The organism is Streptomyces sp. NPDC026394 (assembly GCF_055567735.1).
On sequence record NZ_JBVHPX010000016.1, the window covers coordinates 159,842 to 185,379 of the forward strand.

General features: G+C 75.9%; 4 protein-coding genes. All 4 read left to right on the forward strand.

Features of this window, described 5'->3' with window-relative positions:
- Window positions 1-8 precede the first annotated feature (8 nt).
- From ACZ4QV_RS30305 to ACZ4QV_RS30320, 4 genes are read left to right on the forward strand one after another with little or no spacing between them, the layout of a single operon-like run.
- A complete protein-coding gene (locus tag ACZ4QV_RS30305) occupies window positions 9-9,986 on the forward strand; it encodes a type I polyketide synthase (RefSeq protein ID WP_467763664.1) in 9,978 nt (3,325 codons plus the stop codon).
- 52 nt (window positions 9,987-10,038) lie between these two features.
- On the forward strand, window positions 10,039-14,928 hold the full coding sequence (locus ACZ4QV_RS30310) for a type I polyketide synthase (RefSeq protein WP_467763665.1): 4,890 nt from the start codon (window positions 10,039-10,041) through the stop codon (window positions 14,926-14,928).
- A gap of 2 nt (window positions 14,929-14,930) precedes the next feature.
- Window positions 14,931-20,717 (forward strand): SDR family NAD(P)-dependent oxidoreductase, encoded by a 5,787-nt coding sequence (locus ACZ4QV_RS30315; RefSeq protein ID WP_467763666.1) that lies wholly within the window; start codon window positions 14,931-14,933, stop codon window positions 20,715-20,717.
- Window positions 20,718-20,770: 53 nt separating this feature from the next.
- Window positions 20,771-25,513 carry a type I polyketide synthase gene (locus tag ACZ4QV_RS30320; protein WP_467763667.1) on the forward strand — a complete coding sequence of 1,581 codons (4,743 nt, stop codon included), beginning with the start codon at window positions 20,771-20,773 and terminating at the stop codon, window positions 25,511-25,513.
- Window positions 25,514-25,538 lie beyond the last annotated feature (25 nt).

Sequence of the window (25,538 nt, forward strand, 5' to 3'; positions counted from 1 at the left end):
CACAGAACATGGCAGACGAACAGCAGCTCGTCGAGTACCTGCGCAAGGTGACGACGGATCTGCAGAAGACCCGGACGCGCCTGCGTGACGTCGAGTCGAAGCACAGCGAACCCATCGCCATCGTCGGCATGGGCTGCCGCTACCCCGGCGGCGTGCGCACCCCCGAGGACCTGTGGCGCCTGGTCGCCGAAGGCCGCGACGAGATCAGCGGGTTCCCCACCGACCGCGGCTGGGACCTCGCCGGGCTGTACGACCCGGACCCCGACGCCGCAGGCAAGTCCTACACCCGCGAAGGCGGCTTCCTGACCGGCATCGAACGGTTCGACGCCGACTTCTTCGGCCTCAGCCCCCGCGAGGCCCTCTCCATGGACCCCCAGCAGCGGATGCTGCTGGAGACCTCGTGGGAGGCGCTGGAACGGGCCGGTATCGACCCGGCCACGGTGCGCGGCAGCCGCACCGGTGTCTTCACCGGCGTGATGCACCACGACTACGGCGGCCGGTTCCCGCAGGCCCCCGACGGGTTCGAGGGCTACCTGGTCAGCGGCAGTGCGGGCAGCGTCGCCGCGGGCCGCGTCTCCTACCTGTTCGGCCTGGAGGGGCCGGCGGTCACCGTCGACACGGCCTGCTCGTCCTCGCTCGTCGCGCTGCACCTGGCCGCGCAGGCCCTGCGCAACGGCGAATGCGACATGGCGCTGGCCGGTGGCGTGGCCATCATGTCCACCCCCACCTTCTTCGTTGAATACAGCCGCCAGCGCGTGCTGTCCACCGACGGGCGCTGCCGCTCCTTCGCCGAGGACGGCGACGGCACGAGCTGGTCCGAGGGCGTCGGCGTCCTGGTCGTGGAGCGCCTCTCGGACGCGCTGCGCCACGGCCACGACGTGCTGGCCGTCATCCGCGGTTCCGCCGTCAACCAGGACGGCGCCTCGAACGGCATGACCGCGCCCAACGGCCCCTCGCAGCAGCGCGTCATCGAGGCGGCGCTGACCCACGCCCGGGTCGCCGCCGACGAGATGGACCTGATCGAGGCGCACGGTACGGGCACGCGCCTCGGCGACCCGATCGAGGCCCAGGCGCTGATCGCCACCTACGGCACCGCCCGGCAGGCCGGACGGCCGCTGTACTTGGGCTCGCTGAAGTCCAACATCGGACACACGCAGGCCGCCGCGGGGGTCGCCGGCGTGATCAAGATGGTGGAGGCGATGCGGCATGGCGTGATGCCGAAGAGCCTCTACGCGGACCGCCCGACGACCGAGGTGGACTGGTCGGCCGGCACGGTGGAACTGCTGGCCGACGCCCGCCCCTGGGAACGCGCCGGCCACCCCCGCCGGGCCGCGGTGTCCTCGTTCGGCATGAGCGGCACCAACGCACACCTGGTGCTGGAGGAGTACGAGGCGGAGCCGGCCGACGAGGAGCCCGCCGCTGCCACAGCTGCGGACGGTCCGGTGGCGTTGGTGGTTTCGGGTAAGTCGGTTGCGGCGGTGCGGGATCAGGCGGCGGTGCTGGGAGAGTTCGTGGCGGCGCGTCCGGAGCTGGCGTTGGGGGATGTGGCGTGGTCGTTGGTGGCGTCGCGGTCGGTGTTCGATCACCGTGCGGTGGTGGTGGGTGCTGGCCGGGACGAGGTGCTGGCGGGGCTGGGGGAGGTCTCCGGCAGTACGGCGGCTGGTGCGGGCCGTGTCGGGGTGCTGTTCTCCGGCCAGGGTGCTCAGCGGGTTGGCATGGGCTGTGAACTGGCCGACGCCTTTCCGGTGTTCGCGGAGGCGTTGGATGAGGTGTGCGGGCACGTTGATCCGCTGTTGGGCCGTTCGCTGCGTGCGGTGATGTGGGAGGGTCCGGCGGAGACGTTGGAGCGGACGGAGTTCGCCCAGCCGGCGTTGTTCGCCTTTGAGGTGGCGTTGGCCAGGCTGTGGCAGTCCTGGGGTGTCACCTTCGCCACGGTGGCGGGCCATTCGGTCGGTGAGATCGCCGCCGCTGTGGTGGCGGGTGTGCTGTCGCTGGAGGATGCTGCCCAACTGGCCGTATCGCGCGGGGCGTTGATGCAGACGCTGCCGGAAGGTGGGGCCATGCTGGCCGTCGCCGCTTCGGAGGAGGAAGTGGTGGCCTCGCTCAACGGCGCCGCCGACCTCGCCGTCGCGGCCGTCAACGGGCCGCGGGCGGTCGTGGTCTCCGGCGCCGAGGCCGAGGTGGCGCGTCTGGAGGCGTACTGGCGGGAGCAGGAACGCCGCACCATACGACTGCGGGTCAGCCACGCGTTCCATTCGCCGCTGATGGAGCCGATGCTGGTCGAGTTCCGTACGGTCCTGGAGGGGTTGACCTTCCACGAGCCGACCGTGCCGGTCAGCCCGTCCGCCGACTCCCGGCACGCGTTCTCCACGTCCGCGTACTGGCTGGACCACGCCCGCCACGCGGTGCGCTTCGCGGACGCCGTCACGCGCATGACCGAGGCGGACCTCCTCGTGGAGCTGGGCCCGGACGCGGCGCTCACCCCCGTCGTGGACGACAGTCGCCCGGTGGTGGCCGCCGTGCGCCGCGCCCACTCCGAGCCGCGTACCGTCCTGGCCGCGCTGGGCCAGGCGTTCGCGCACGGCGCGACGGTGGACTGGCGAACCGTACTGCCCGAGGGCCGCCGGGTGGAGCTGCCCACCTACGCTTTCCAGCACCAGAGCTACTGGCTCACCGCGCAGCCGGCGGCCGGCGCGGGCGCCGACGTGGTGGACCACCCCGTGCTGACCGGCGCCGTCGAACTGCCGGCGGCCGGCGGGCTGCTGCTCACCGGCAGGCTGTCCCCGTCCACCGACCCGTGGCTCGCCGACCACGCCGTGTACGGCACCGTGCTGTTCCCCGGCACCGGCTTCCTCGAACTGGCCGCCCGGGCCGCCCGGCAGGCCGGTGCCGGTGAGATCGCCGACCTGGTGCTCCAGGCGCCGCTCGTCCTGCCGGACACCGGCACCGACGTTCAGGTGTGGGTGGCCCCGCCGGGCGACGCGGCGCGCGAATTCGTGATCCGCGCGCGGGACGCCGACGGGCAGTGGCAGGAGCACGCCGCCGGCACCCTCGCCGTACCGGCGGCGACGGCGGCCGTCACCGCCGCATGGGCCGCCGGTCAGTGGCCGCCGGCCGGCGCCGTGCCGGTCCCGGTCGGGGGAGTGTACGAGGAACTGGCCGACCGCGGGTACGCGTACGGGCCCGCCTTCCGCGGCCTGCGGGCCGTGTGGCGGGCCGGGGACGAGGTGTACGCCGAGGTCGCACTGTCCGAGGGGCACGGGGACGCGCGGTTCGGCATCCACCCCGCGCTGCTCGACGCCGCGCTGCACACCCTGCCGCTGACCGACGGCGCCTACCGCGAGGCGGTACGGCTGCCGTTCTCCTTCGCCCGTACCACCGTGGGCGCGTCCGGTACGACCGAGCTGCGCGTACGGCTGCGGGTCAGCGACGAGGCCGTACGGTTCGAGGCGGCCACCCCGGCCGGGGAGCCGGTCGTCGCCACCGAGCGGCTGGTGCTGCGGGCCACGGACGCCGGGCGGCTGCGCGCGGACACCGCCGCGCACCTCGACCGCCTGCGCCACGAAGTGGCCTGGCGCCCGTTCCCGGACGCCGCGCCGGCCGGTACGGTGCCCGGCACCTGGCTGGTGCTGGCCGCGCCGGGCGCCGACACCGCCTGGGCCACCGGCCTGTTCGAGGACGCCGTGACCGCCGGTCTCGACACCGCCGCCGGCCGCGCGGCCCTCGCCGGGGAGCTGGCGGAGGCACGTGGCAGCGGAGCCGGATTCGCCGGTGTGCTGTGCCTGGCCGCCTGCCCGGAGGAATTGCTGCTCGCCCTCCAGGCGCTCGCCGACGCCGGGGAGCACGCGCGGACGTGGTGTGTCACCCGCCGGGCCGACGAGGACCCGGACGCCGCCGCGGTATGGGGCCTGGGCCGGGTCGCCGCCCTCGAACTTCCCGACCGCTGGGGCGGGTTGATCGACCTGCCCGACGCCGCCGACGCCGCCGGGGAGACGGCCGGGCATCTCGCGGGCCTGCTCACCGCCGCGACGGACGAGGACCAGTTCCGCGTCCGCCCGGACGGCGTGTCCGTACGCCGTCTCGTCACCGCCCGGCCCGCGGAGGAACCGGCCCTCGACTGGACGCCGTCCGGCACCGTCCTGATCACCGGCGGAACCGGCTCGCTCGGCGGCCACGTTGCCCGCTGGCTGGCCGGACTCGGCGGCTGCTCGCTCGTCCTGCTCTCCCGGCGCGGCCCCGACGCCCCGGGCGCCGACGAACTGCTCGCCGAGCTGACCGCCACCGGCACGCCCACACGGATCATCGCCGCCGATGTCACCGACCGCGCCGCGATGGCCGCGCTGGTCGCGGAGGCCCAGGAGGCGGGCGAGCCGGTCCGGGCCGTCTTCCACGCCGCCGGAGTGGGCGCCGAGGCGCCCTTGCTGGAGACCGCGCCCGCGGACTTCCACGCCGTCATGGCCGGGAAGACGGCCGGCGCCCGCGTCCTGGACGACGTGCTCGGCGACACTGACCTGGACGCCTTCGTCCTGTTCTCCTCGATCTCCGGTATCTGGGGCGCCGCCGGCCAGTCCGGCTACGCGGCGGGCAACGCCGCCCTCGACGCCCTCGCCGCCCGCCGCCGCGCCCGCGGCCTGGCCGGCACCGCGCTCGCCTGGGGTCCCTGGGCGGGCGGCGGCATGGTCGATCCGGTCATCGAACAGCAGCTCCGGCGCCGCGGACTCACACCGCTGCCGGTCGCCGACGGCGTGGCGGCGCTGGCCCGCGCGGTCGCGCGCGGCACCGACGCCGTGCTGGCGGACGTGGCCTGGCCCCGGTTCCTGCCCGCGTTCACCGCGGCCCGCCCGGCGCCGCTGTTCACCGAAGTGGCACCCCGGGAACGGGAGTCGGCGGCCAAGCCCGCCGGAGCCCGCCCGGATCTGGCCGGGCTGCCGGCCGCGGACCGCGAACGCGCCCTGCTGGACGCCGTACGCGCCCGGATCGCCTCGGTACTCGGCCACACGGACGCGGCCGGCATCGACCCCGGCCGGCCGCTGCGCGAAATCGGCTTCGACTCGCTGATGTCCGTGGAACTGCGCAACAAGCTCTCCGACCTGGCCGGTCTCCGGCTCCCCGCCACCCTGGTCTTCGACCACCCGACGCCCACCGCGCTCGCCGCCCACCTCGCCGACGAACTCTTCACGGACCCCGCCGAGGACGACGGCACCGCCCCGGCGCCCGTCGCCCCCGACGGCGACGAGCCGATCGCCGTCGTCGGCATCGGCTGCCGCTACCCGGGCGGCGTGGCCGGCCCGGAGGACCTGTGGCGCCTGGTCGCCGAAGGCCGCGACGCCATCGGCGGATTCCCCGCCGACCGCGGCTGGGACCTGGACGGCCTCTACGACCCCGACCCGGACCGCACCGGCACGGCCTACGCCCGCGAAGGCGGATTCCTCGACGACGTCGCCGGATTCGACGCCGCCTTCTTCGGCATCCCGCCGCGCGAGGCCCTGGCGATGGACCCGCAGCAGCGGATCATGCTGGAGACCGCCTGGCAGGCCGTCGAACACGCCGGGATCGACCCGCAGTCCCTCGGCGGCAGCCGCACCGGCGTGTTCACCGGCGTCATGTACAACGACTACCTCACCCGGCTGGGCGGCACCCCCGACGGCCTGGAAGGCATCCTCGGCATCGCCAACAGCAACAGCGTGATGTCCGGCCGGATCTCCTACCTGCTCGGCCTGGAGGGCCCGGCCGTCACCGTGGACACCGCCTGCTCGTCCTCGCTGGTCACCCTGCACCTGGCCTGCCAGTCCCTGCGCCAGGGCGAATGCGACCTCGCGCTCGCCGGCGGCGCCACCGTCATGGCCTCGCCGAACATCTTCGTCGAGTTCAGCCGCCAGGGCGGCCTCGCCCGCGACGGGCGCTCCAAGTCCTTCTCGGCCGACGCCGACGGCACCGGCTGGTCCGAGGGCGCGGGCGTCCTCGTCGTGGAACGCCTCTCCGACGCCCGCCGCAACGGACACGAGGTACTGGCCGTGATCCGCGGCTCCGCCGTCAACCAGGACGGCGCCTCCAACGGCCTGACCGCCCCCAACGGGCCCGCCCAGCAGCGCGTCATCCAGGCGGCGCTGCGCCGGGCGGACCTGCGCCCCGAGCAGATCGACGCCGTCGAGGCGCACGGCACGGGCACCCGGCTCGGCGACCCGATCGAGGCCCAGGCGCTGCTGGCCACCTACGGCAAGGACCGCACCGCCGGCCGGCCGCTGTACCTGGGATCGCTGAAGTCGAACCTCGGGCACACCCAGGCCGCCGCCGGCGCCGCCGGAGTCATCAAGATGGTGCAGGCCCTGCGGCACGGCACCCTGCCGCGCACCCTGCACGCCGAGACCCCCTCGCCCGAGGTGGACTGGTCGGCGGGCACCGTGCACCTCCTCACCGAGGCCCGACCCTGGCCGCGCGGCGAGCACCCGCGGCGCGCCGCCGTGTCCTCGTTCGGCATCAGCGGCACCAACGCCCACGTCGTCCTGGAGGAGGGCGACCCGGTCCACGAGCCCGCCCCCGCGCCGTCCCCCGGCCCGGTGCCCGTACCGGTCTGCGCGCGGACCGCGGACGCCCTGCCCGCCCAGGCCCGGGCCCTGCACGAGCACCTGCTCGCCCACCCGGGCCTCGGCACGGCGGACGTGGCCCGGACGCTGGCCGCCACCCGCGCCGCCTTCGAACACCGCGCGACGGTCCTGGCCGGCGACCGCGACGAACTTCTCGCCGGACTCGCCGCCCTCGCCGACCCCGAAGCGGTCCGGCCCGCCTCGGTGGCCACCGGCACGGCGCTGCGCGGCCGCACCGCGCTGCTGTTCCCCGGGCCGGGCGGCCAGTGGCTCGGCACGGCCCGCGCGCTGCTCGCCGGCAACGAGGTCTTCGCCGCCTCCGTCCGCGCCTGCGAGGAAGCACTCACCCCCTGGGTGAAGTGGTCCCTCACCGAGGTGCTGGACGGCACGGACGCCGTGACGGCGCTCCCCGTGGACATCGCGGAACCCGCCTCCTTCGCGGTACTCGTCTCGCTGGCGGAGGTCTGGCGCGACTGGGGCGTACCGGTGGACGGCGTGGCCGGGCACGGGCACGGCGAGATCGCCGCCGCGTGCGTCAGCGGCGCGCTCACCCTCGCCGACGGCGCCCGCGTCGTCGCCGTCCGCTCCCGGCTGCTGACCGAACTGTCCGGTGAAGGCGGCCTGTTGGCCCTGTCCCTGTCCGAGGACGAGGTGCGGGAACGGCTGGGCGGGCCGCTGTCGCTCGCCGCCGTGGACGGCCCCCGCTCCGTCGTGGTGTCCGGGCCCGACGCGGCACTGGACGAACTGGCGGACGCCGCCCGCGCGGACGGCGTCCACGTCCGCCGCCTCGACGCCGACCGCGCGCCCCACTCCGCCGCCGTGGAAACCCTCCGCGACCGGCTGCTCGACGCGCTCGACGGCATCGCCCCGCGCGACGGCGCCGTACCGCTGTACTCGACGGTGACCGGCACCCGCCTCGCCGGACACGAACTCGACGCCGCGTACTGGTACCGCAACCTGCGCGAGACGGTCCGGCTGAGCACGGCCGTCGAAGCGCTGGCCGACGACGGCTTCACGTTCCATCTCCCGGTCGCACCGCACCCCGCGACCACGGTCGGCGTGCGGCGGACGCTGGAGGCGCACGGCGCCGACGGCGTGGTGTGCGACGCCGCGCCGCGCCGGGACGGCGACGCCACCGGCCACCTGCTCGGCGTCCTCGCCGAAGGCTACGTCCACGGACTGGGCGTCGACTGGGACCGGGTCCTCCCGCAGGGCCGCCGCGTACCGCTGCCCGGCTACGCCTTCCACCACGAACGCTACTGGCTCGACCCCGTCGCCAACCCCGTCACGGCACCCGCCTCCGACGTGGACGCCCGCTTCTGGGACGCCGTCGAACGCGAGGACCTGGAACAGCTCACCGGACAGCTGGGCGCGGTGGACGGCCTGGACGGCGTCCTGCCCGCACTGGCCGCCTGGCGCCGGGAGAGCCGCCGCCGCTCCACGCTGGACTCCTGGCGCTACCGCATCACCTGGCGGGCCCGGCAGGCCGGGGCCGGCGCCGTGCCGCCCGGCCGGTGGCTGGTCCTCGACCCCGGCACGCCGGACAGTGGCCGCCTGCGCGCGCTGCTGGCCGACACCGGACTCGACCACACGCCGGTGACGCTCGGCGCGCCGGACACCGAGGACCGCGCGGCCCTCGCCGCCCGCATCGCCCCCGACGGGCCCGGCGCCTACGCCGGCGTCCTCTCCCTGCTCGGACTGGACGAGCGGCCCCACCCGGCGCTGCCCGGCCTGACCACCGGACTCGCGCTGACCGTCACCGCCCTCCAGGCCCTGGGCGACCTGGACCTGGACGCCCCGGTGTGGGCCGTGACCACCGGCGCGGCCGGTGTCGAGGATGCCCCCGCCCGCCCCGTACAGAACCAGCTCTGGGGCCTGGGCCGGGTCGCCGCCCTCGAACAGCCCCGGCGCTGGGGCGGCCTGGCCGACCTGCCCGCCGACCCCGGCGCGGACAGCGTCGCCACCCTCCTGGACGTCCTGGCCCGCGACGGCGACGAGGACCAGTGGGCGGTACGCGGCACACGGACGTGGGTGCGCCGACTGGTGCGCCACGACCGCACGGCCCCGTCCGCAGGTGACACCTGGCGGCCCGCCGGAACGGTCCTGATCACCGGGGCCTCCGGTTCGCTCGGGCCGCAGCTCGCCCGGTCGGTCGCCGAACGCGGTGCCACCCATGTGGCGTTGCTGAGCCGACGCGGCGCCGAAAGCCCCGGGGTGGCCGAACTGGTCGATGAGCTGGGTGAGTTGGGTGCCACCGCGCACGTCTTCGCCTGCGACGTGCGTGACCGCGACCGGCTCGCCGCGGTGCTCGGCGAACTCGCCGACGCCGGACACCCCGTCACCACCGCCGTGCACGCCGCCGCCCACCTGGACATCGCGCCCCTGGAGACCACCACCCTCACCGGCTTCGCCGACGTGATGGACGCCAAGGTCGCCGGCGCCGTCCACCTCGCCGAACTCCTGGACCGCCGGCACCTGCGCGAACTGGTGCTGTTCTCCTCCATCGCCGGCGTGTGGGGCAGCGGCGAACACGGCGCCTACGCCGCCGCCAACGCCTTCCTCGACGCGTACGCCGAACGCTGCCGCGCCGACGGCCTCCCCGTCACCTCGCTGGCCTGGGGCCTGTGGGGCGAGGAGACCAGTGGCGAACGCGCCGACCACGCCGGCCTCGCGGTGCGCCGCGGCCTGCCCTTCATGGACCGGGCCACCGCCTTCGCGGGCATGTACCGGGCGCTGGGGGACGGCGAGGCGTCCGTGACCGTCGCCGACGTGGACTGGGCGCACTTCGCCCCCGTCTTCACTTCCATACGGCCCGGCCCGCTCCTGGACGACCTGCCCGAAGCCGCGCGGGCCGCCGCCGAACGGCGGCCCGACGCCACCGACGCGGGGGAGCGGCTGCGCACCCGCCTGGCCGCGCTGACCCCCGCCGACCGCGAGCGCACCGTCCTGGACCTGGTGCGCTCCACCGGTGCCACGGTCCTGGGCCACGGCACGGACGGCGGTCTCGCCCCCGACACCGAGTTCAGCCACGCGGGCTTCGACTCCATGCTCTCGGTCGACCTGCGCAACCGCCTGAACCGTGCCACCGGACTCGACCTGCCGCCGACGCTGCTCTTCGACCACGCCACCCCGCGGCGGCTCGCCGCCCACCTGCTCGCCGCACTCGACCCCCGGGACGACACCTCGGCCGACGCCCTCCTCGCCCGCCTCGACCGGATCGAGACGGACATCAAGGCGCTGCCCGCCGACGACACCGCGCGGCTGCGGATGGCCTCCCGCCTCGGCGCGCTCCTCACCGCCGTACGGGGCACCGAGGCCGACGACGCCTACGGAGAACTGGAGACCGCGGGCAGCACCGAGGAACTCCTGGACCTGCTCGACAGCCGGTTCGGCGAGTCATGAGCGCCCGCCGCACCCCGACCACGTACCCGGCCCGACCCCGGTGGAGCCAGCAGTGACCAACGACAAGCCGAACCCGGCCGGCACCGAGGAACGCCTCGCCCGGCACCTGCGCACGATGAGCGCCGAACTGCGCGCCGCCCGGGCGCGGGCCAGGGAACTGGAGGACCGGCAGCACGAACCGATCGCCGTCGTCGGCATCGGCTGCCGCTACCCCGGCGGCGTGCGCAGCGCCGAGGACCTGTGGGGCCTGGTCCTCGACGGCCGCGACGCCGTCACCGGCCTGCCCGTCAACCGCGGCTGGGACCTGGCCGGGATGTACGACCCCGACCCCGAGGCCCCCGGACGCAGCTACAGCCGGGCCGGCGGCTTCCTGCACGACGCCGACCGCTTCGACGCCGACTTCTTCGACATCTCCCCGCGCGAGGCCGCCGCGATGGACCCCCAGCAGCGCCTGCTGCTGGAAACCTCCTGGGAAGCCGTGGAGAACGCGGGCATCGACCCGCACACCCTGCGCGACACCCGGACCGGCGTGTTCACCGGCTCCAACATCCAGGATTACTCCGACGTACTGGCGGCGGCGGGCCAGGCCGCCGAGGGCTACGTGGTCACCGGCACCACCGGAGCCGTCGTCTCCGGCCGGATCTCCTACACCCTGGGCCTGCGCGGACCCTCCGAGACGATCGACACCGCCTGCTCGTCCTCCCTGGTCGCCCTGCACCTGGCCGTGCAGTCGCTGCGCAACCAGGAGTGCGTGGCGGCCCTCGCCGGCGGCACCACCGTCCTGTCCACCCCGCGCGGCTTCACCGAGTTCAGCCGCCAGCGCGCCCTGGCCCCCGACGGCCGCTGCAAGGCGTTCGGCGCGGACGCCGACGGCTTCGGCCTCGCCGAAGGCGCCGGGATGCTGCTGCTGGAGCGGCTGGGCGACGCCCGCCGCAACGGGCACCCGGTCCTCGCCGTGATCCGCGGCTCCGCCGTCAACTCCGACGGCGCCTCCAACGGCATCACCGCCCCCAACGGCCCCGCACAGGAACGCGTCCTGCGCGACGCCCTGGCGGCCTCCGGCGTCCCCGCGGCCGAGGTGGACCTCGTCGAGGCGCACGGCACCGGCACCAGACTCGGCGACCCCATCGAGGCCAACGCGCTGATCGCGGTGTACGGGGCGGCACGCGACGCGGCCGACCCGCTGCTGGTCGGCTCGGTGAAGTCCAACATCGGCCACACCCAGGCCGCCGCCGGCGTCGCCGGAGTCATCAAGGCCGTCAAGGCCCTCCAGCACCGCGTCCTGCCGCCCACCCTGCACGCCGACGACCGCACCCCCGAGGTGGACTGGTCGGCGGGCACCGTCCTCCCCGTCACCCGGGCCCGCCCGTGGACCACGGACGGCCACCCCCGGCGCGCCGGCGTCTCCTCCTTCGGCATCAGCGGCACCAACGCCCACCTCCTCGTCGAAGAGGCCCCCGCCGCCGGTGCCGGAACCGACGAGGCGGACGCCGGTGCCGGGCACACCGACCCGCCGCTGCTGCCCTGGCTGGTCTCCGCCCGCACCCCCGCGGCCCTGCGGGACCGGGCCGGTGCCCTCCTCGACTGGACCGGCACCCACCAGGACGCCCAACCAGCCGACGTGGCGCGCGCGTTGGCGTTCACCCGCAGCAGTTTCGAGCAGCGCGCCGTCATCCTCGGCACGCCCGCCGGCCCGCCGCGCGAGGCCCTGACCGCCCTGGCCGCCGACGAGGAACACCCCGACCTGGTGCGGGACACGGCCACCGCGCCCGGACGCCTCGCCTTCCTCTTCTCCGGGCAGGGCAGCCAGCGTCCCCGCATGGGCGCCGAGCTGTACGCGGACTTCCCGGCGTTCGCGGCGGCCTTCGACGCGGTGTGCGCGGAACTCGACCCACACCTGCCCCGGCCGCTGCGCGAGGTCGTCTTCGCGGCGCCCGGCACACCCGGGGCCGCGCTGCTGGACGGCACCGGATACGCCCAGCCCGCCCTGTTCGCCGTCGAGGTCGCCCTCTTCGCCCTGCTGGAATCCTGGGGCGTGCGGCCCGACCGGCTGTTCGGGCACTCCATCGGCGAACTGGCCGCGGCCCACGTCAGCGGCGTCCTGTCGCTCCCCGACGCCTGCGCCGTGGTCGCCGCGCGCGGCCGCCTCATGCAGGCCCTGCCGGCCGGCGGCTCGATGGCCGCCCTCCAGGCCACCGAGGCCGAAGCCCTCGCGCTGGTCGCCGACCGCGCCGACCAGGTCGGCATCGCCGCCGTCAACGGCCCCCGCTCGGTCGTCGTCTCCGGCGACGAGGACACCGTCACCGAACTGACCGAACGCTGGCGGCGCCAGGGCCGCCCCGCCAAGCGGCTCAACGTCAGCCACGCCTTCCACTCCCCGCGCATGGCCGCGATGCTCGACGACTTCCTCACCGTCACCTCCCAGGTCACCTACGGCGAACCCGCCATCCCCCTCGTCTCCGACGTCACCGGCCGCCTCGCCACCGCCGCCGAACTCGCCGACCCCCACTACTGGGTCGAGCACGTACGCCAGGCCGTCCGCTTCCACGACGGCATCCGCACCCTCCAGGACGACGGGGTGACCACCTTCCTCGAACTGGGCCCCGACGGCATCCTGACCGGCATGGCCGCGGACTGCCTGGACGGCCGCGACGCACTGTGCCTGGCCACCGTGCGCCGCGACCGGCCCGAAACCCGCACCGCCCTGACCGCCCTGGCCCGCCTGCACTGCCACGGCGCCGACGTGGACTGGGCGGCACTGCTGCCCGGCCGTACACCCCACCTGAGCCTGCCCACCTACCCCTTCCAGCGGGAACGGCACTGGCTGGACGTCGCGCCGCGCACCGGTACCGCCCAGGACGCCCGCTTCTGGGACCTGGTCTCCGGCTCCGACCCCGCCGCTGTGGCCGCCGAACTCGGCGTCGCCCACGACGCCGGTCTGAACGCCGTACTGCCCGCCCTGACCCGGTGGCGCGAACGCGCCGCCGACACCATCGCGGGCGGCCTGCGGTACGGCGTCACCTGGCGGCCCGTACCGGCCGCGGCCGGACGGCTCACCGGCACCTGGCTGCTGGTCGGCACCGGCACAGCTCTCGACACCGCCCTCGAACCCGTCCTCGCCGGACTCGGCGCCAAGGTCGTCCACCTGCCGGCCGACGCCGCGACCGACCGCGCCGGATTCGCCCGGCTGCTGGCCGAGGTGCCCGCGGCCGACGGCGTCCTGTCCACCCTCGCGCTCACACCGGGCCCCGCCGGCCCTCTGGCCTTGAATCCCGACGCCGCCCACGGACTCGACGCCACGCTCGCCCTGGTCCAGGCGCTGGGCGAGGTGCGGACGGGGGCGCCGCTGTGGTGCCTGACCCGCGGCGCCGTCAGCACCGGCGGCGAGGCGCCCGACCCCGGGGCCGCCGCCCTGTGGGGGCTGGGCCGGGTCGCCGCGCTGGAACACCCCGACCGCTGGGGCGGCCTGATCGACCTGCCCGCCACCACGGACGAGGACCTGGGCCCGCGGCTCGCCACCGCGCTCACCGGCACCGAGGACCAGCTCGCCCTCCGGGACGGCACCCTGCTGGCCCGCCGCCTGGTGGCCCTGCCCGCCCCCACCGGCACCGCGCCGGAACTGCCCGGCACCGTCCTGGTCACCGGCGGCACCGGCGCCCTCGGCGGACATGTCGCCCGCTCGCTCGCCGCCCGCGGCACCCCGCACCTCCTGCTCGCCGGACGGCGCGGCCCCGACGCCCCGGGCACAAAGCAACTGCGCCGCGACATCGAGGCGTTGGGTGCGGAGGTCACCTTCGCCGCATGCGACGTCACCGACCGCGCGGACCTCGCCCGCCTGCTGGCCACCGTTCCCGAGGACCGGCCGCTGAGCGCCGTGGTGCACGCCGCCGGCATCCTCGACGACGGCATGCTCGACGCCCAGACCCCGCAGCGCCTCGCAGCCGTCCGCGCCGCCAAGGCACAGGCCGCGCTCGCCCTCCACGACCTGACGCGAGATCATCCACTGCGCGCCTTCGTGCTCTTCTCCTCCTTCGCCGGCGTCGTCGGCACCGCCGGACAGAGCACCTACGCCGCCGCCAACGCCGAACTGGACGCACTGGCCGCCCACCGCCACGCCCACGGCCTGCCCGCCACCTCCATCGCCTGGGGACCCTGGGACCAGGACGGCATGGCCCGGGGCGTCGATGCCGACCGCCTCGAACAGAGCGGCCTGCGCCCGCTGCGGCCCGAAGCGGCCGTCGAGGCCCTGTGGCAGGCGGTCGGCGACCCGGCCCCCGCCGTACTGATCACCGACGCCGACTGGGACCGCTTCGCCGCCAGGACCACCACCGGCCGCCCCGCCCCGCTCCTGGCCGAACTGACCACCGTCACCGCACCGGACACGCCGGACACCGACGCCCCGCTCGCCCGCGACCTGCTCGGCCTCACCCGGGACGAACAGCACGCCCGCCTGCTCGACGTGGTCCGTACGCAGGTCGCCCGCACCCTGGGACACGGCGTCCGACGGCGCCTGGAACCGGACCGGCCGTTCCAGAGCCTCGGCTTCGACTCGCTGACCGCCGTCGAACTGCGCAACCGCCTGGACACCGCCACCGGCCTCACCCTGCCCAGCACCCTGGTCTTCGACCACCCCACCCCCGGCGCGCTGGCGGAGTTCCTGCGCGCCGGACTCCTCAGCGAATACGCCACCGGCCCGGAACCCGTCCTCGCCGAGATCGACCGGCTCGACGCCGTCCTGGACGCCGTCACCCTCGACCAGGAGGGCCGCGCCGCCGTGGACGCCCGGCTGCGCGAACTGACCAGGAGCCGCACGGCCGCCCCGGAGACCGGCGCGGCGGACGGCCTGGAGGACGCCGACGCCGGAGCGGTCATCGCCTTCATCAACAACCAACTCGGCATCAGCAGCCAACCCCACGACAGCGCCGCCCCGGAAGCGAAGTGAGCATGGCCAGCGAGAACGAACTGCTCGGCTACCTGAAGAAGGTCAGCTCGGAACTGCACGAGACCCGCGAGCGGCTGCGCGCCGCCGAGGACGCCGCCACCGAGCCGATCGCCGTGGTGAGCATGGGCTGCCGCCTCCCCGGCGGCATCACCGGGCCGGACGACCTGTGGGACGTCGTCGCCCAGGGCCGCGACGTCGTCGGGGACTTCCCCACCGACCGCGGCTGGGACCTCGACGCGCTGTACGACCCCGACCCGGACCGGCCCGACACCTGCTCCGTACGCTCCGGCGGGTTCCTGGACGACGCGCCCGGCTTCGACGCCGAGTTCTTCGGCCTCTCGCCCCGCGAGGCCCTCGCCATGGACCCGCAGCAACGGCTGCTGCTGGAAGCCTCCTGGGACCTGTTCGAGGGGCTGGGCGCCGACCCCGCCACCCTGCGCGGCTCCCGGACCGGCGTGTTCGTCGGCGCGGGCGCGCAGGAATACCTCGGCCCGGCCGCGCACGGTACCGAGGACGTCGGCGGCCACCTCGCCACCGGCAACGCCCTGTCCGTCGCCTCCGGGCGCCTCGCCTACGCCTTCGGCCTCGAAGGGCCCACCCTGACCGTAGACACCGCCTGCTCGTCCTCCCTGGTCGCCCTGCACCTCGCCGTGCGGGCGTTGCGGGCGGGGGAGTGCGACCTCGCACTGGCCGGCGGCGTGACCGTCATCTCCGGCCCGCTGATGTTCGTCGAGTTCAGCCGGCAGCGCGGCCTGGCCCCCGACGGCCGCTGCAAGCCGTTCGCCGCCGCCGCCGACGGCACCGGCTGGGCCGAGGGCGTCAGCCTCCTCGCCGTCGAGCGCCTCGGCGACGCCCGGCGCAACGGACACCGGGTCCTGGCCCTGATACGCGGCTCCGCCGTCAACTCCGACGGCGCCTCCAACGGCCTGACCGCCCCCAACGGCCCCGCCCAGCAGCGCGTCATCCGGCAGGCGCTCGCCGACGCCCGGCTCTCGCCCGGTCAGGTGGACGCCGTCGAGGCGCACGGCACCGGCACCACCCTCGGCGACCCCGTGGAGGCACAGGCGGTGCTGGCCACCTACGGCCAGGGCCGCCGCGCCGGACGGCCGCTGTGGCTGGGCTCCCTGAAGTCGAACATCGGCCACACCCAGGCCGCGGCCGGTGTCGCCGGGATCATCAAGATGGTGCAGGCGATGCGGCACGGCACCCTGCCGCCGTCCCTGCACATCGACCGGCCCACCCCGCACGTGGACTGGAGCACGGGCGAGGTCCGGCTGCTCGACGCGGAACAGCCGTGGCCCGCCGGGGAGGACGTCCGCCGCGCCGGGGTCTCCTCCTTCGGCATCAGCGGCACCAACGCCCACGTCATCCTCGAAGAACCCCCGCGCGAGACCACCGTGTCGTCGGACGACGCCCCCGCACCGTCCCCGGTCGCCTGGGTGATCTCGGCCCGCACGGCCGCCGCGCTGGAGGAGCAGTGCGCCCGCGTCGCCGACGCCGATCCGACCGCGGCGGCCGCCGACATCGGCGCCGCCCTCGCCGGACGCGCGACCCGCTTCGCCCACCGCGCCGTCGTCCTCGGCGACGACACCGCCACCCTCGCCGAACGGCTGCGCACCGCCCCGGTCACCGGGGAGGTCACGGCCCCCGCCGCGGTGACCCTGCGGCTGTCCGCCCGAACCCCGGTCACGGCCGACGCCGTCCGCGCCCTGCGCGACACGCTGCCGCCGTTCGCCGCCGCCCTGGAGGAGACCGCCGCCGAACTCGCCGCCGCGACCGGGCGGGACGTGGCGGGCGCCCTCGCCGACGGCACCGACGCGAAGCCGGACGGCAGCGACGCGAGGCTGGACGGCAGCGACGCGAGGCTGACCGCGTTCGCCGGCTGGCTGGCGCTGGCCCGCATGTGGCGTGGCTACGGCGTGGCCCCGGCCGGCGTGCGGGGGAGCGGCGACGCCACCCCGGTCGCCGCATACCTCGACGGCGCTCTCACCCTGGACGCGGCCCTCACCGCCGAACCGGGAGAGCCCGCCGCCGGGCCGGGGGAGCCCGCCGCCGACGAACCGCGCGACGACGCGGCCCTGGTCCTCGACATCGGCTTCGGCGCCGGTTTCCCCGCCGACCGCGCCGCCCTCCTGCACGCCCTGGCCCACCTGTGGGTTCGCGGTGTGCCGGTGGACTGGCGCCGCACGTACGACGGCGGCCCGGCGCGCCCCGTACGCCTGCCCGGCCACCCCTTCCAGCACACCCGGTACTGGCCGGAGACGGCGGCCGGTGCGGACGTCCGCGGCGCCGGACTGGCCCCCGCAGGCCACCCGCTGCTCGGCGCGCTGATCACCGCCGTGGACGGCGACACCGTGACCGCCTCCGGCCGGCTGTCCCTGTCCGCCCAGCCCTGGCTTGCCGAACACGTCGTGGACGGGCAGGTCTTCCTGCCCGGCACCGCCTTCGCCGAACTCGCCCTGCACCTGGGCGCCACCGTCGGCTGCCCGCAGGTCGGCCAACTGGCCCTCGAAAGCCCGCTGGTGCTGGAGACGGGCACCGCGCGGCTGCTGCGCGTCGAGGCGGGCGCCCCGGACGAGCGGGGCCACCGCGCGATCCTGGTGCACTCCCGCGCCGAGGACGCCGACGAGAACTGGACGCGCCACGCCTCCGGCACCCTCACCACCGGGCCCGCGCCCGCCCCGGCCGCCCCGGCAGCGTGGCCGCCCGCCGACGCCACGCCCCTGGACGTGGCGGGGCTCTACGACCGGCTCGCCGCCGCCGGACTGGAGTACGGCCCGCTGTTCCGCGGCCTGACCTCGGCCTGGCAGGACGGCGACACCCTGTACGCGCACGTCCGGCTGCCCGAGGACAGCCATGGCCGGGCCCGCCGCTTCGGCCTGCACCCGGCGCTGTTCGACGCGGCCCTGCACACCATCGCGCTGCGCGCCGGGCGGGGCGGTGCGCCGCTGCTGCCGTTCCTGTGGGAGGACGTGAGCCTGCACGGCACCGGCGCCACCGAACTGCGCGTCCGCCTGACCGGCGGCACGGACGGGCCCGCCGCCCTCGAACTCGCCGACGGTACGGGGGCGCCCGTCGCCTCCGTCGGCGCGCTGACGGTCCGTCCGCTCACCGACGCCGCCCCGGGCGGCGACCGGGCGGTACGCGACAGCCTGTTCCGCGTGGAGTGGGTCCCGGCCGGCGCGGTCCCGGCCCCGGCCGGACAGCGGTGGAGCATCGTCGGCGACGCCGATGCGCGCGCCGCCCTGTGGAGCGACACCGTTACCGACCTGCACACCTGCGCGGACCTGCGCGAGGTGCTGGACGATCCGGAGCGCGCCGACGACACGGTCGTGCTCTGGTGGAATCCCGTGACGGCCAGGGAAAACGAACTCCCGCACGCCGCCCAGGAGTCGGCAGCCCGCGCCCTGGCGCTCGTGCAGGACTGGCTCACCGCCGAGCGCTTCGCCGACAGCCGCCTGGTCCTCCTCACCCGCGGCGCCGTCCGGGCCGGGGACGACGACCCCGCCGCCGATCCGGCCCAGGCCACGGTCTGGGGCCTGCTGCGCTCGGCCCAGTCCGAGAACCCCGGCCGCCTCGTCCTCGTCGATCTGGACGACCGGGCCACCTCGGCCGCCGCGGTCCCCGCCGCCGTCGCCCAGGGCGAGCCCCAGTACGCGGTCCGGGACGGCGACCTGCTCGTCCCCCGATTGCTGCGGGCCCCTGCGCCCGCACCGCGCGCCCCCGAGCCGGAGGCTGCGGAGCCGGGCACGGTCCTCGTCGCCCTGCGCGCCGTCGGCGCGGGCGGCGCCTCCGGAACCGTCGTGGAAACCGGCCCCGGCGTCACGGATGTCGCCGTGGGCGACCGGGTGCTCACCGGCCTGCCCGCGGCCGGGCAGCGCCGTGCGCTCGCCACGCCGGACGCCCTGCGGCCCCTGCCGGACGGCTGGTCGTACGCCCGGGGTGCCGCGGCCACCGCGTACGTCACCGCCGCGGCGGCCCTCGCCGACGTCCCGGCACACGCGGCCGTCCTGGTGCACGACGCGGTCTCGGCACCGGCCCTGGCCGTCGTCGCCCTCGCCCGGCACCGGGGCATCGAGGTCTTCGCCACCGCCCCGCCCGCGCTGCGCGAGACCCTGCGCGGCCTCGGCCTGGACACGGCCCACCTCGCCTCCTCACGGACGACGGGAGCCGCCCGCGTCTTCGCCGACACGCTCGACGGCCGGCGCCTGGACCTCGTCCTCGACCCGCCCGCCGGCGAACCGGCGCAGGAAACCGCCGCGTTGGCGTCGCCGGATGCCCGGTTCGCCGCGCTCGCCGACTTCACCGCGCCAGCAGGCGGCCCCGCCGTTCTGCTGGAACGGCCGCAGGATCTCCCCGAACTGCCCTTCACCGTCCCCGAACCGGCAGCCGCCCCGCAGGACCACGATCCGGCCGCCCCGGGCAACCCGGTCACCGCCGTCCCCGCCGACTGGAACCCGGACGGCACCGTCCTGATCACCGGCGGCACCGGCGGACTCGGCCTGCGCGTCGCCCGGCACCTGGTCACCGCCCGCGGCATGCGCCACCTGCTGCTCCTGAGCCGCCGCGGCCCCGCCGCCGACGGCGTGCGGGAACTGTGCGACGAACTGGCCGCGCTCGGAGCCGAGATACAGGTACGGGCGGTGGACCTCACCGACACCGACGCCCTCACGGCGGCGGTCGACGCGGTCCCGGCCGCCCACCCGCTCACCGCCGTCGTGCACGCGGCCGGCGTCCTGGACGACGGAGTGATCTCCGCGCTCACCCCCGAGCGGCTGGCCGCCGTCGCCCGCCCAAAGGCCGACGCCGCCTGGGCCCTGCACCGCGCCACCGCCCATCTGGATCTCGCCGGGTTCGTGCTGTTCTCCTCGGCCGCCGGCGTCCTCGGCGCCCCCGGACAGGGCAACTACGCCGCCGCCAACGCGTTCCTCGACGCACTGGCCCGGCACCGCCGGCAGGCCGGACTCCCCGCCGTTTCACTGGCCTGGGGCCTGTGGCGCACCACCGGCGGCATGGCCGCCGGACTGGGCGACGCCGACGTACGGCGGATGGGCCGCATCGGACTCGGCGCCCTGCCCACCCGGCTCGGCCTGGACCTCTTCGACGCCGCCGCCACCGACGACCTCGGCGCCACGCCGATGGCCGCCCTGCTCGACGTCCGCACCCTGCGCACCCGGGCCGCGGACCCCGGCCTGCCGCCGCTCCTGCACCACCTGGCCGGACGCGCGGAGCAGGCCGCCGACGGCACGGACCCCGGTGCGGACCTGCGCGCAGAACTGGCGGCGCTGCCCGAGGGCGAACGCCACGCACGGCTGCTGACCGTCGTCCGGCAGGCCGTGGCGGGCGTCCTCGGACACGCCTCCGACCAGGCCGTCCCCACCGAAGCCGCCTTCACCGACCTCGGCTTCGACTCCCTGACCGCCGTCGAACTGCGCGGCCGGCTCACCACGGCCACCGGCCTGACCCTGCCCGCGACGCTGGTGTTCGACTTCCCGTCCGCGTCCGCCCTGGCCACCCACCTCCTCGAACGGATCGAGCCCGGACCGGCCGCCTCACCGGTGCACGACGGGATCGACCGGCTCGCCGAACTGCTCGCCGCCGAGCAGCCCGGCCAGGCCGAACGCGGCCGCATCACCGCACGGCTGCGGTCCCTGCTGTGGCGGTGGACCGACGGCCACGACGAGGCCCCCACGGACGGACCACCACCCGCCGACTTCGACACCGCGTTCGCGAGCGAGAGCGACGACGCCATCTTCGCGCTGGTCGAACAGGAGCTGGGCACGGACTGACCCGACCAGCCCCCGGACGACCCCGCCGCGCACCGCACCCAGGAGCCCCACCCATGCCCAACACGTCCACCGAAGACAAGTACCGCGACTACCTCAAGCGCCTCACCGCCGACCTGCGGACCGCCAAGCAGAACCTGCGCGAGGTGCGCGAGCGCTCCACCGAACCCATCGCGATCGTCGGCATGGGCTGCCGGTTCCCCGGCGGCGTCGGCTCCCCCGAGGAACTGTGGGACCTGGTCGCGGGCGAGACCGACGCGATCGGCCCGCTGCCCACCGACCGCGGCTGGCCGCTGGACTCCCTCTACGACCCCGACCCCGACAAGCCCGGCAAGAGCTACGTCACCGAAAGCGGTTTCCTGGACGACGCCGCCGCGTTCGACGCCGCGTTCTTCGGCATCTCGCCCAAGGAAGCCCTGGCCATGGACCCGCAGCAGCGGCTGCTGCTGGAAACTTCCTGGGAAGCGGTCGAACGTGCCGGCATCGCCCCGGACGCGCTGCGCGGCAGCCGCACCGGCGTGTTCGTCGGGGTGTCCGCGTACAACTACGGCGCCGGAACGACGGTCGCCCCTCCGGAGGCGGAGGGCCACCTGGTCACCGGCACCGCACCCGCCGTGGCCTCCGGCCGCATCTCCTACACCATGGGCCTGGAGGGCCCGGCGATGACGGTGGACACCGCCTGTTCCTCCTCGCTGGTCGCCCTCCACCTGGCCTGCGAGTCCCTGCGGCGCGGCGAGAGCGACCTGGCCCTGACCGGCGGCGTCGCGGTCATCGCCACCCCCATGGTCTTCAGCGAGTACAGCCGGCAGCGCGCCCTCGCCCCCGACGGGCGCTGCAAGGCGTTCTCCGCCGACGCCGACGGCACGAGCTGGTCCGAGGGCGCCGGGATGCTCGTCCTGGAACGGCTTTCCGACGCCCGCCGCAACGGGCACGACGTGCTGGCGGTCGTCCGCGGTTCCGCGCTCAACCAGGACGGCGCCTCCAACGGCCTGACCGCGCCGAACGGGCCCGCCCAGCAGCGCGTCATCGAAGCGGCGCTGACCGCCGCCGAAGTCGCCCCCGACCAAGTGGACATGGTCGAGGCACACGGCACCGCCACCCCGCTCGGCGACCCCATCGAGGCACAGAGCCTGATCGCGGTGTACGGCCGGGACCGCGACCCCGCCCGGCCCCTGCGGGTCGGCTCGCTGAAGTCCAACATCGGGCACGCCCAGACCGCCGCCGGAGTGGGCGGCGTCATCAAGACCGTCCTCGCCCTGCGGCACGGCCTGATGCCCCGCACCCTCCACGTGAGCACCCCCACCCCGGAGGCCGACTGGGACGCGGGCCACGTCGCCCTCCTCACCGAGGCACGTGCCTGGCCGGAGCTGGACCGCCCGCGCCGGGCCGCGGTGTCCGCGTTCGGCATGAGCGGCACCAACGCCCACGTCGTCCTCGAACACGACCACCGGCCCGCCCCGGCGGACGAGGAGACGGGCACCGCCCGTACGGCCGCCGCCCCGGCCGACGCGGTGACCGGCCCGGTGGGAGAGGCCGCCCCGGTCCCCGTCGTCCTGACCGCCAAGTCACCCGCCGCGCTGGCCGCGCAGGCGGACCGGCTGCGCGCCCACCTGCTCGCCCGGCCGGACGCCCGGCCGCGGGACGTGGCCTGGTCGCTGGCCACCACCCGCTCCGCCTTCCACCACCGCGCCGCCGTCCTCGCCACCGACCGCGACACGCTGCTCGCCGGACTCGACGCCCTGTCAGGCGGCGCGAGCCTGCCGCACGGTGTGGTCTCCGGCGTGGCCGGCGACGGCCGCGTGGTCCTGATGTTCCCCGGCCAGGGCGGCCAGTGGGCGGGCATGGCCCGCGACCTGACGGCCGCCTCCCCGGTCTTCGCCGCCGCCCTGCGGGAGTGCGCCGAGGTCATGGACCCGATGACGGACTGGTCGCTGCTGGACGTCGTCACCGGCACCGACGAGACGCCGCTGGAGCGCATCGACGTCGTCCAGCCCGCGCTGTTCGCCGTGATGGTCTCCCTGGCCCGCGTCTGGCAGTCCTGGGGCGTCCGCGTGGAAGCCGTCGTCGGCCACTCCCAGGGCGAGATCGCCGCCGCCTGCGTCTCCGGCGCGCTCTCCCTCCACGACGCGGCCCGTATCGCCGTCACCCGCTCCAAGCTGCTCACCACCCTCTCCGGCCGTGGCAAGGCCCTGTCGGTGGGTCTGTCGGCCGAGCGGGTACGGGAGTCCATCGCGCCCTGGGGCGAGGACCTGTCCCTCGCGGCGGTCAACGGCGCGGACTCCGTCGTCGTCTCCGGCGCGAAGGAAGCCCTGCGCGCGTACGCCAAGCAGTGCATGGCCGACGGCGTGTGGGCCTGGTGGATCGACGTGGACTTCGCCTCCCACTCGCCCGAGGTGGAGGCCGTCCGCGCCGAACTGATCGCCGCCCTCGACGGCATCGAGCCGGTGGACGGCACGGTGCCCCTGTACTCGACGGTGACTGGCACCCGCCTGTCCGGCCACGAACTCGACGCCGAATACTGGTACCGCAACCTGCGGCAGACCGTGCTCCTCCAGGACGCCGTGGAGGCGCTGGCCGCCGACGGCTTCCGCTTCTTCGTCGAGTCCAGCACGCACCCCCTGCTCGCCGTCGGCGTCCAGCAGACACTGGAGGCCATCGGCGTCGACGGGACGCTCGTCGGCTCACTGCGCCGCGACCACGGCGGCCCGGACCGCATGCTGCTGTCCCTGCTGGAAGCCGTGGTCCGCGGACTGCCGGTGGACTGGGCCCGTGTCCTGGAAGCGGGCCACCGCGTCCCCCTGCCCACCTACGCCTTCCAGCGCTCCCCCTACTGGCTCACTCCCCGGGCCCCCGCCGCCACCGCCCCTGCGGCCGAGGACTCCTGGCGCTACCGCGTCCACTGGACCACCCTGCCCGAACCGCCCGCCGCCGACCGCGTCCCCGGCCGCTGGCTGCTCGCCGCCGACCACGACGGCACCGGCCTGCCCGCGGAACTCTTCGACACCACCGTGCCGCTCACCCTCCGCGAAGCCGACCGCACGACGCTGGCCACCGCGCTCGCCGACGCCGGCCCCCTGGACGGCGTGCTCTGCCGCTCCGACCGCGCCGACGCCGTACTGGCCCTCGCCCAGGCACTCGGCGACGCGGAGGTCCAGGCACCGCTGTGGTGCCTCACCCGGCAAGCCGTCGGCACCGGGCCGGCCGACCCGCCGCACAGCACCGACGGCGCCGCCGTATGGGGACTGGGCCGGGTCATCGGCCTGGAACACCCCGAACGCTGGGGCGGCCTGATCGACCTGCCCGAGCGGCCCGGCCCCCGCGAACTCACCCACTTCCTCGGCGCCCTGACCGCCGCCGGCCCCGAGGACCAGCTCGCGATCCGCCCCGACGGGGTCCGGGCGCGCCGCCTGACCACCGCCGACCCCACCACGCCGACCCGCGCCTGGCGCCCCTCCGGCACCGTCCTGGTCACCGGCGGCACCGGCGCGGTCGGCGGCCACGTCGCCCGCTGGCTCGCCGCGCACGGCGGCTGCTCGCTCGTCCTGCTCTCCCGGCGCGGCCCCGACGCCCCCGGCGCCGCCGAGCTGATCGACGAACTCACCGCCGCCGGGACACCGGCCCGGGCCGTCGCCGCCGACGTCGCCGACCGCGACGCCATGGCCACCCTGCTCGCCGACCTCGCCACGGCCGGCACCCCCGTACGCTCCGTCTTCCACGCCGCCGGCGTCGCGCAGAACACCCCGCTCGACGAGATGACCGCCGACGAATTCGCCGCCGTCGTCGCCGCCAAGACCGACGGCGCGCGCATCCTCGACGACCTCCTCGCCGACGCCGACCTCGAAGCGTTCGTCACCTTCTCCTCCATCTCCGCCGTCTGGGGCAGCGCCCGCAGCGGCGCCTACGCCGCGGGCAACGCCCACCTGGACGCCCTCGTGGAACAGCGCCGGGCCCGCGGCGCCGCCGGCACCTCGGTGGCCTGGGGCGTCTGGGCCGACGCGGGCATGGTCGATCCGGACATGGCGCGGCAACTGCGCCGCATCGGCCTCGGCGCCCTGCCGCCCGCCCGCGCCATCGCCGCCCTCCAGACCACCCTCGACCGGGACGAGACCACCGTCACCGTCGCCGACGTCGACTGGGAACCCTTCGCCGCCGGCTACACCGCCGCCTGCCCGCGCCCGCTGATCGAGGACCTGCCCCAGGTCCGGCAGCTGAGCACCGGCGACGACGGCGCGGACGGCGCGCCCGCAGACGCCTTCCGCCGCCACCTCCTCGGACTGGACCCCACCGCGCGGCACGAGGCGATGCTCGACCTGGTCCGTACCGAAGCCGCCGCCGAACTCGGCTACGCCGACCCCGCCGCCCTGGAGACGAACCGCTCCTTCCGCGACCTCGGCTTCGACTCGCTCGCCTCCGTCGGCCTGCGCAAACGCCTCGACACCCGCACCGGCCTGACCACCCCCGTCACCCTCGCCTTCGACCACCCGTCACCCGCGGAGACCGCCACCTACCTGCTCGACACCCTGCGCGCCCAGGACGGGCCGGCGGCCGGGACCGCGGACGAGGAACTGGACCGGCTGGAAGCCGCGCTGGCCGCCCTGGAGACCACCTCCGTCGGCCGCTCCCGGATCACCATGCGCCTGACCGGCATCCTCGCCCGCTGGAAGGCCGCCGGAACGGCCTCCCCCGAGGAACCCGCCGGGGACGCCGACAGTCCCGACGAGACCGGGGCCGACCCCCACGAGACCGAGGACGACGACGCCCTGCTCTCCGCCCTCGGCCGCGAGTTCGGCATCTCGTGACCCGGCACCCGCTGCCACCCCCACC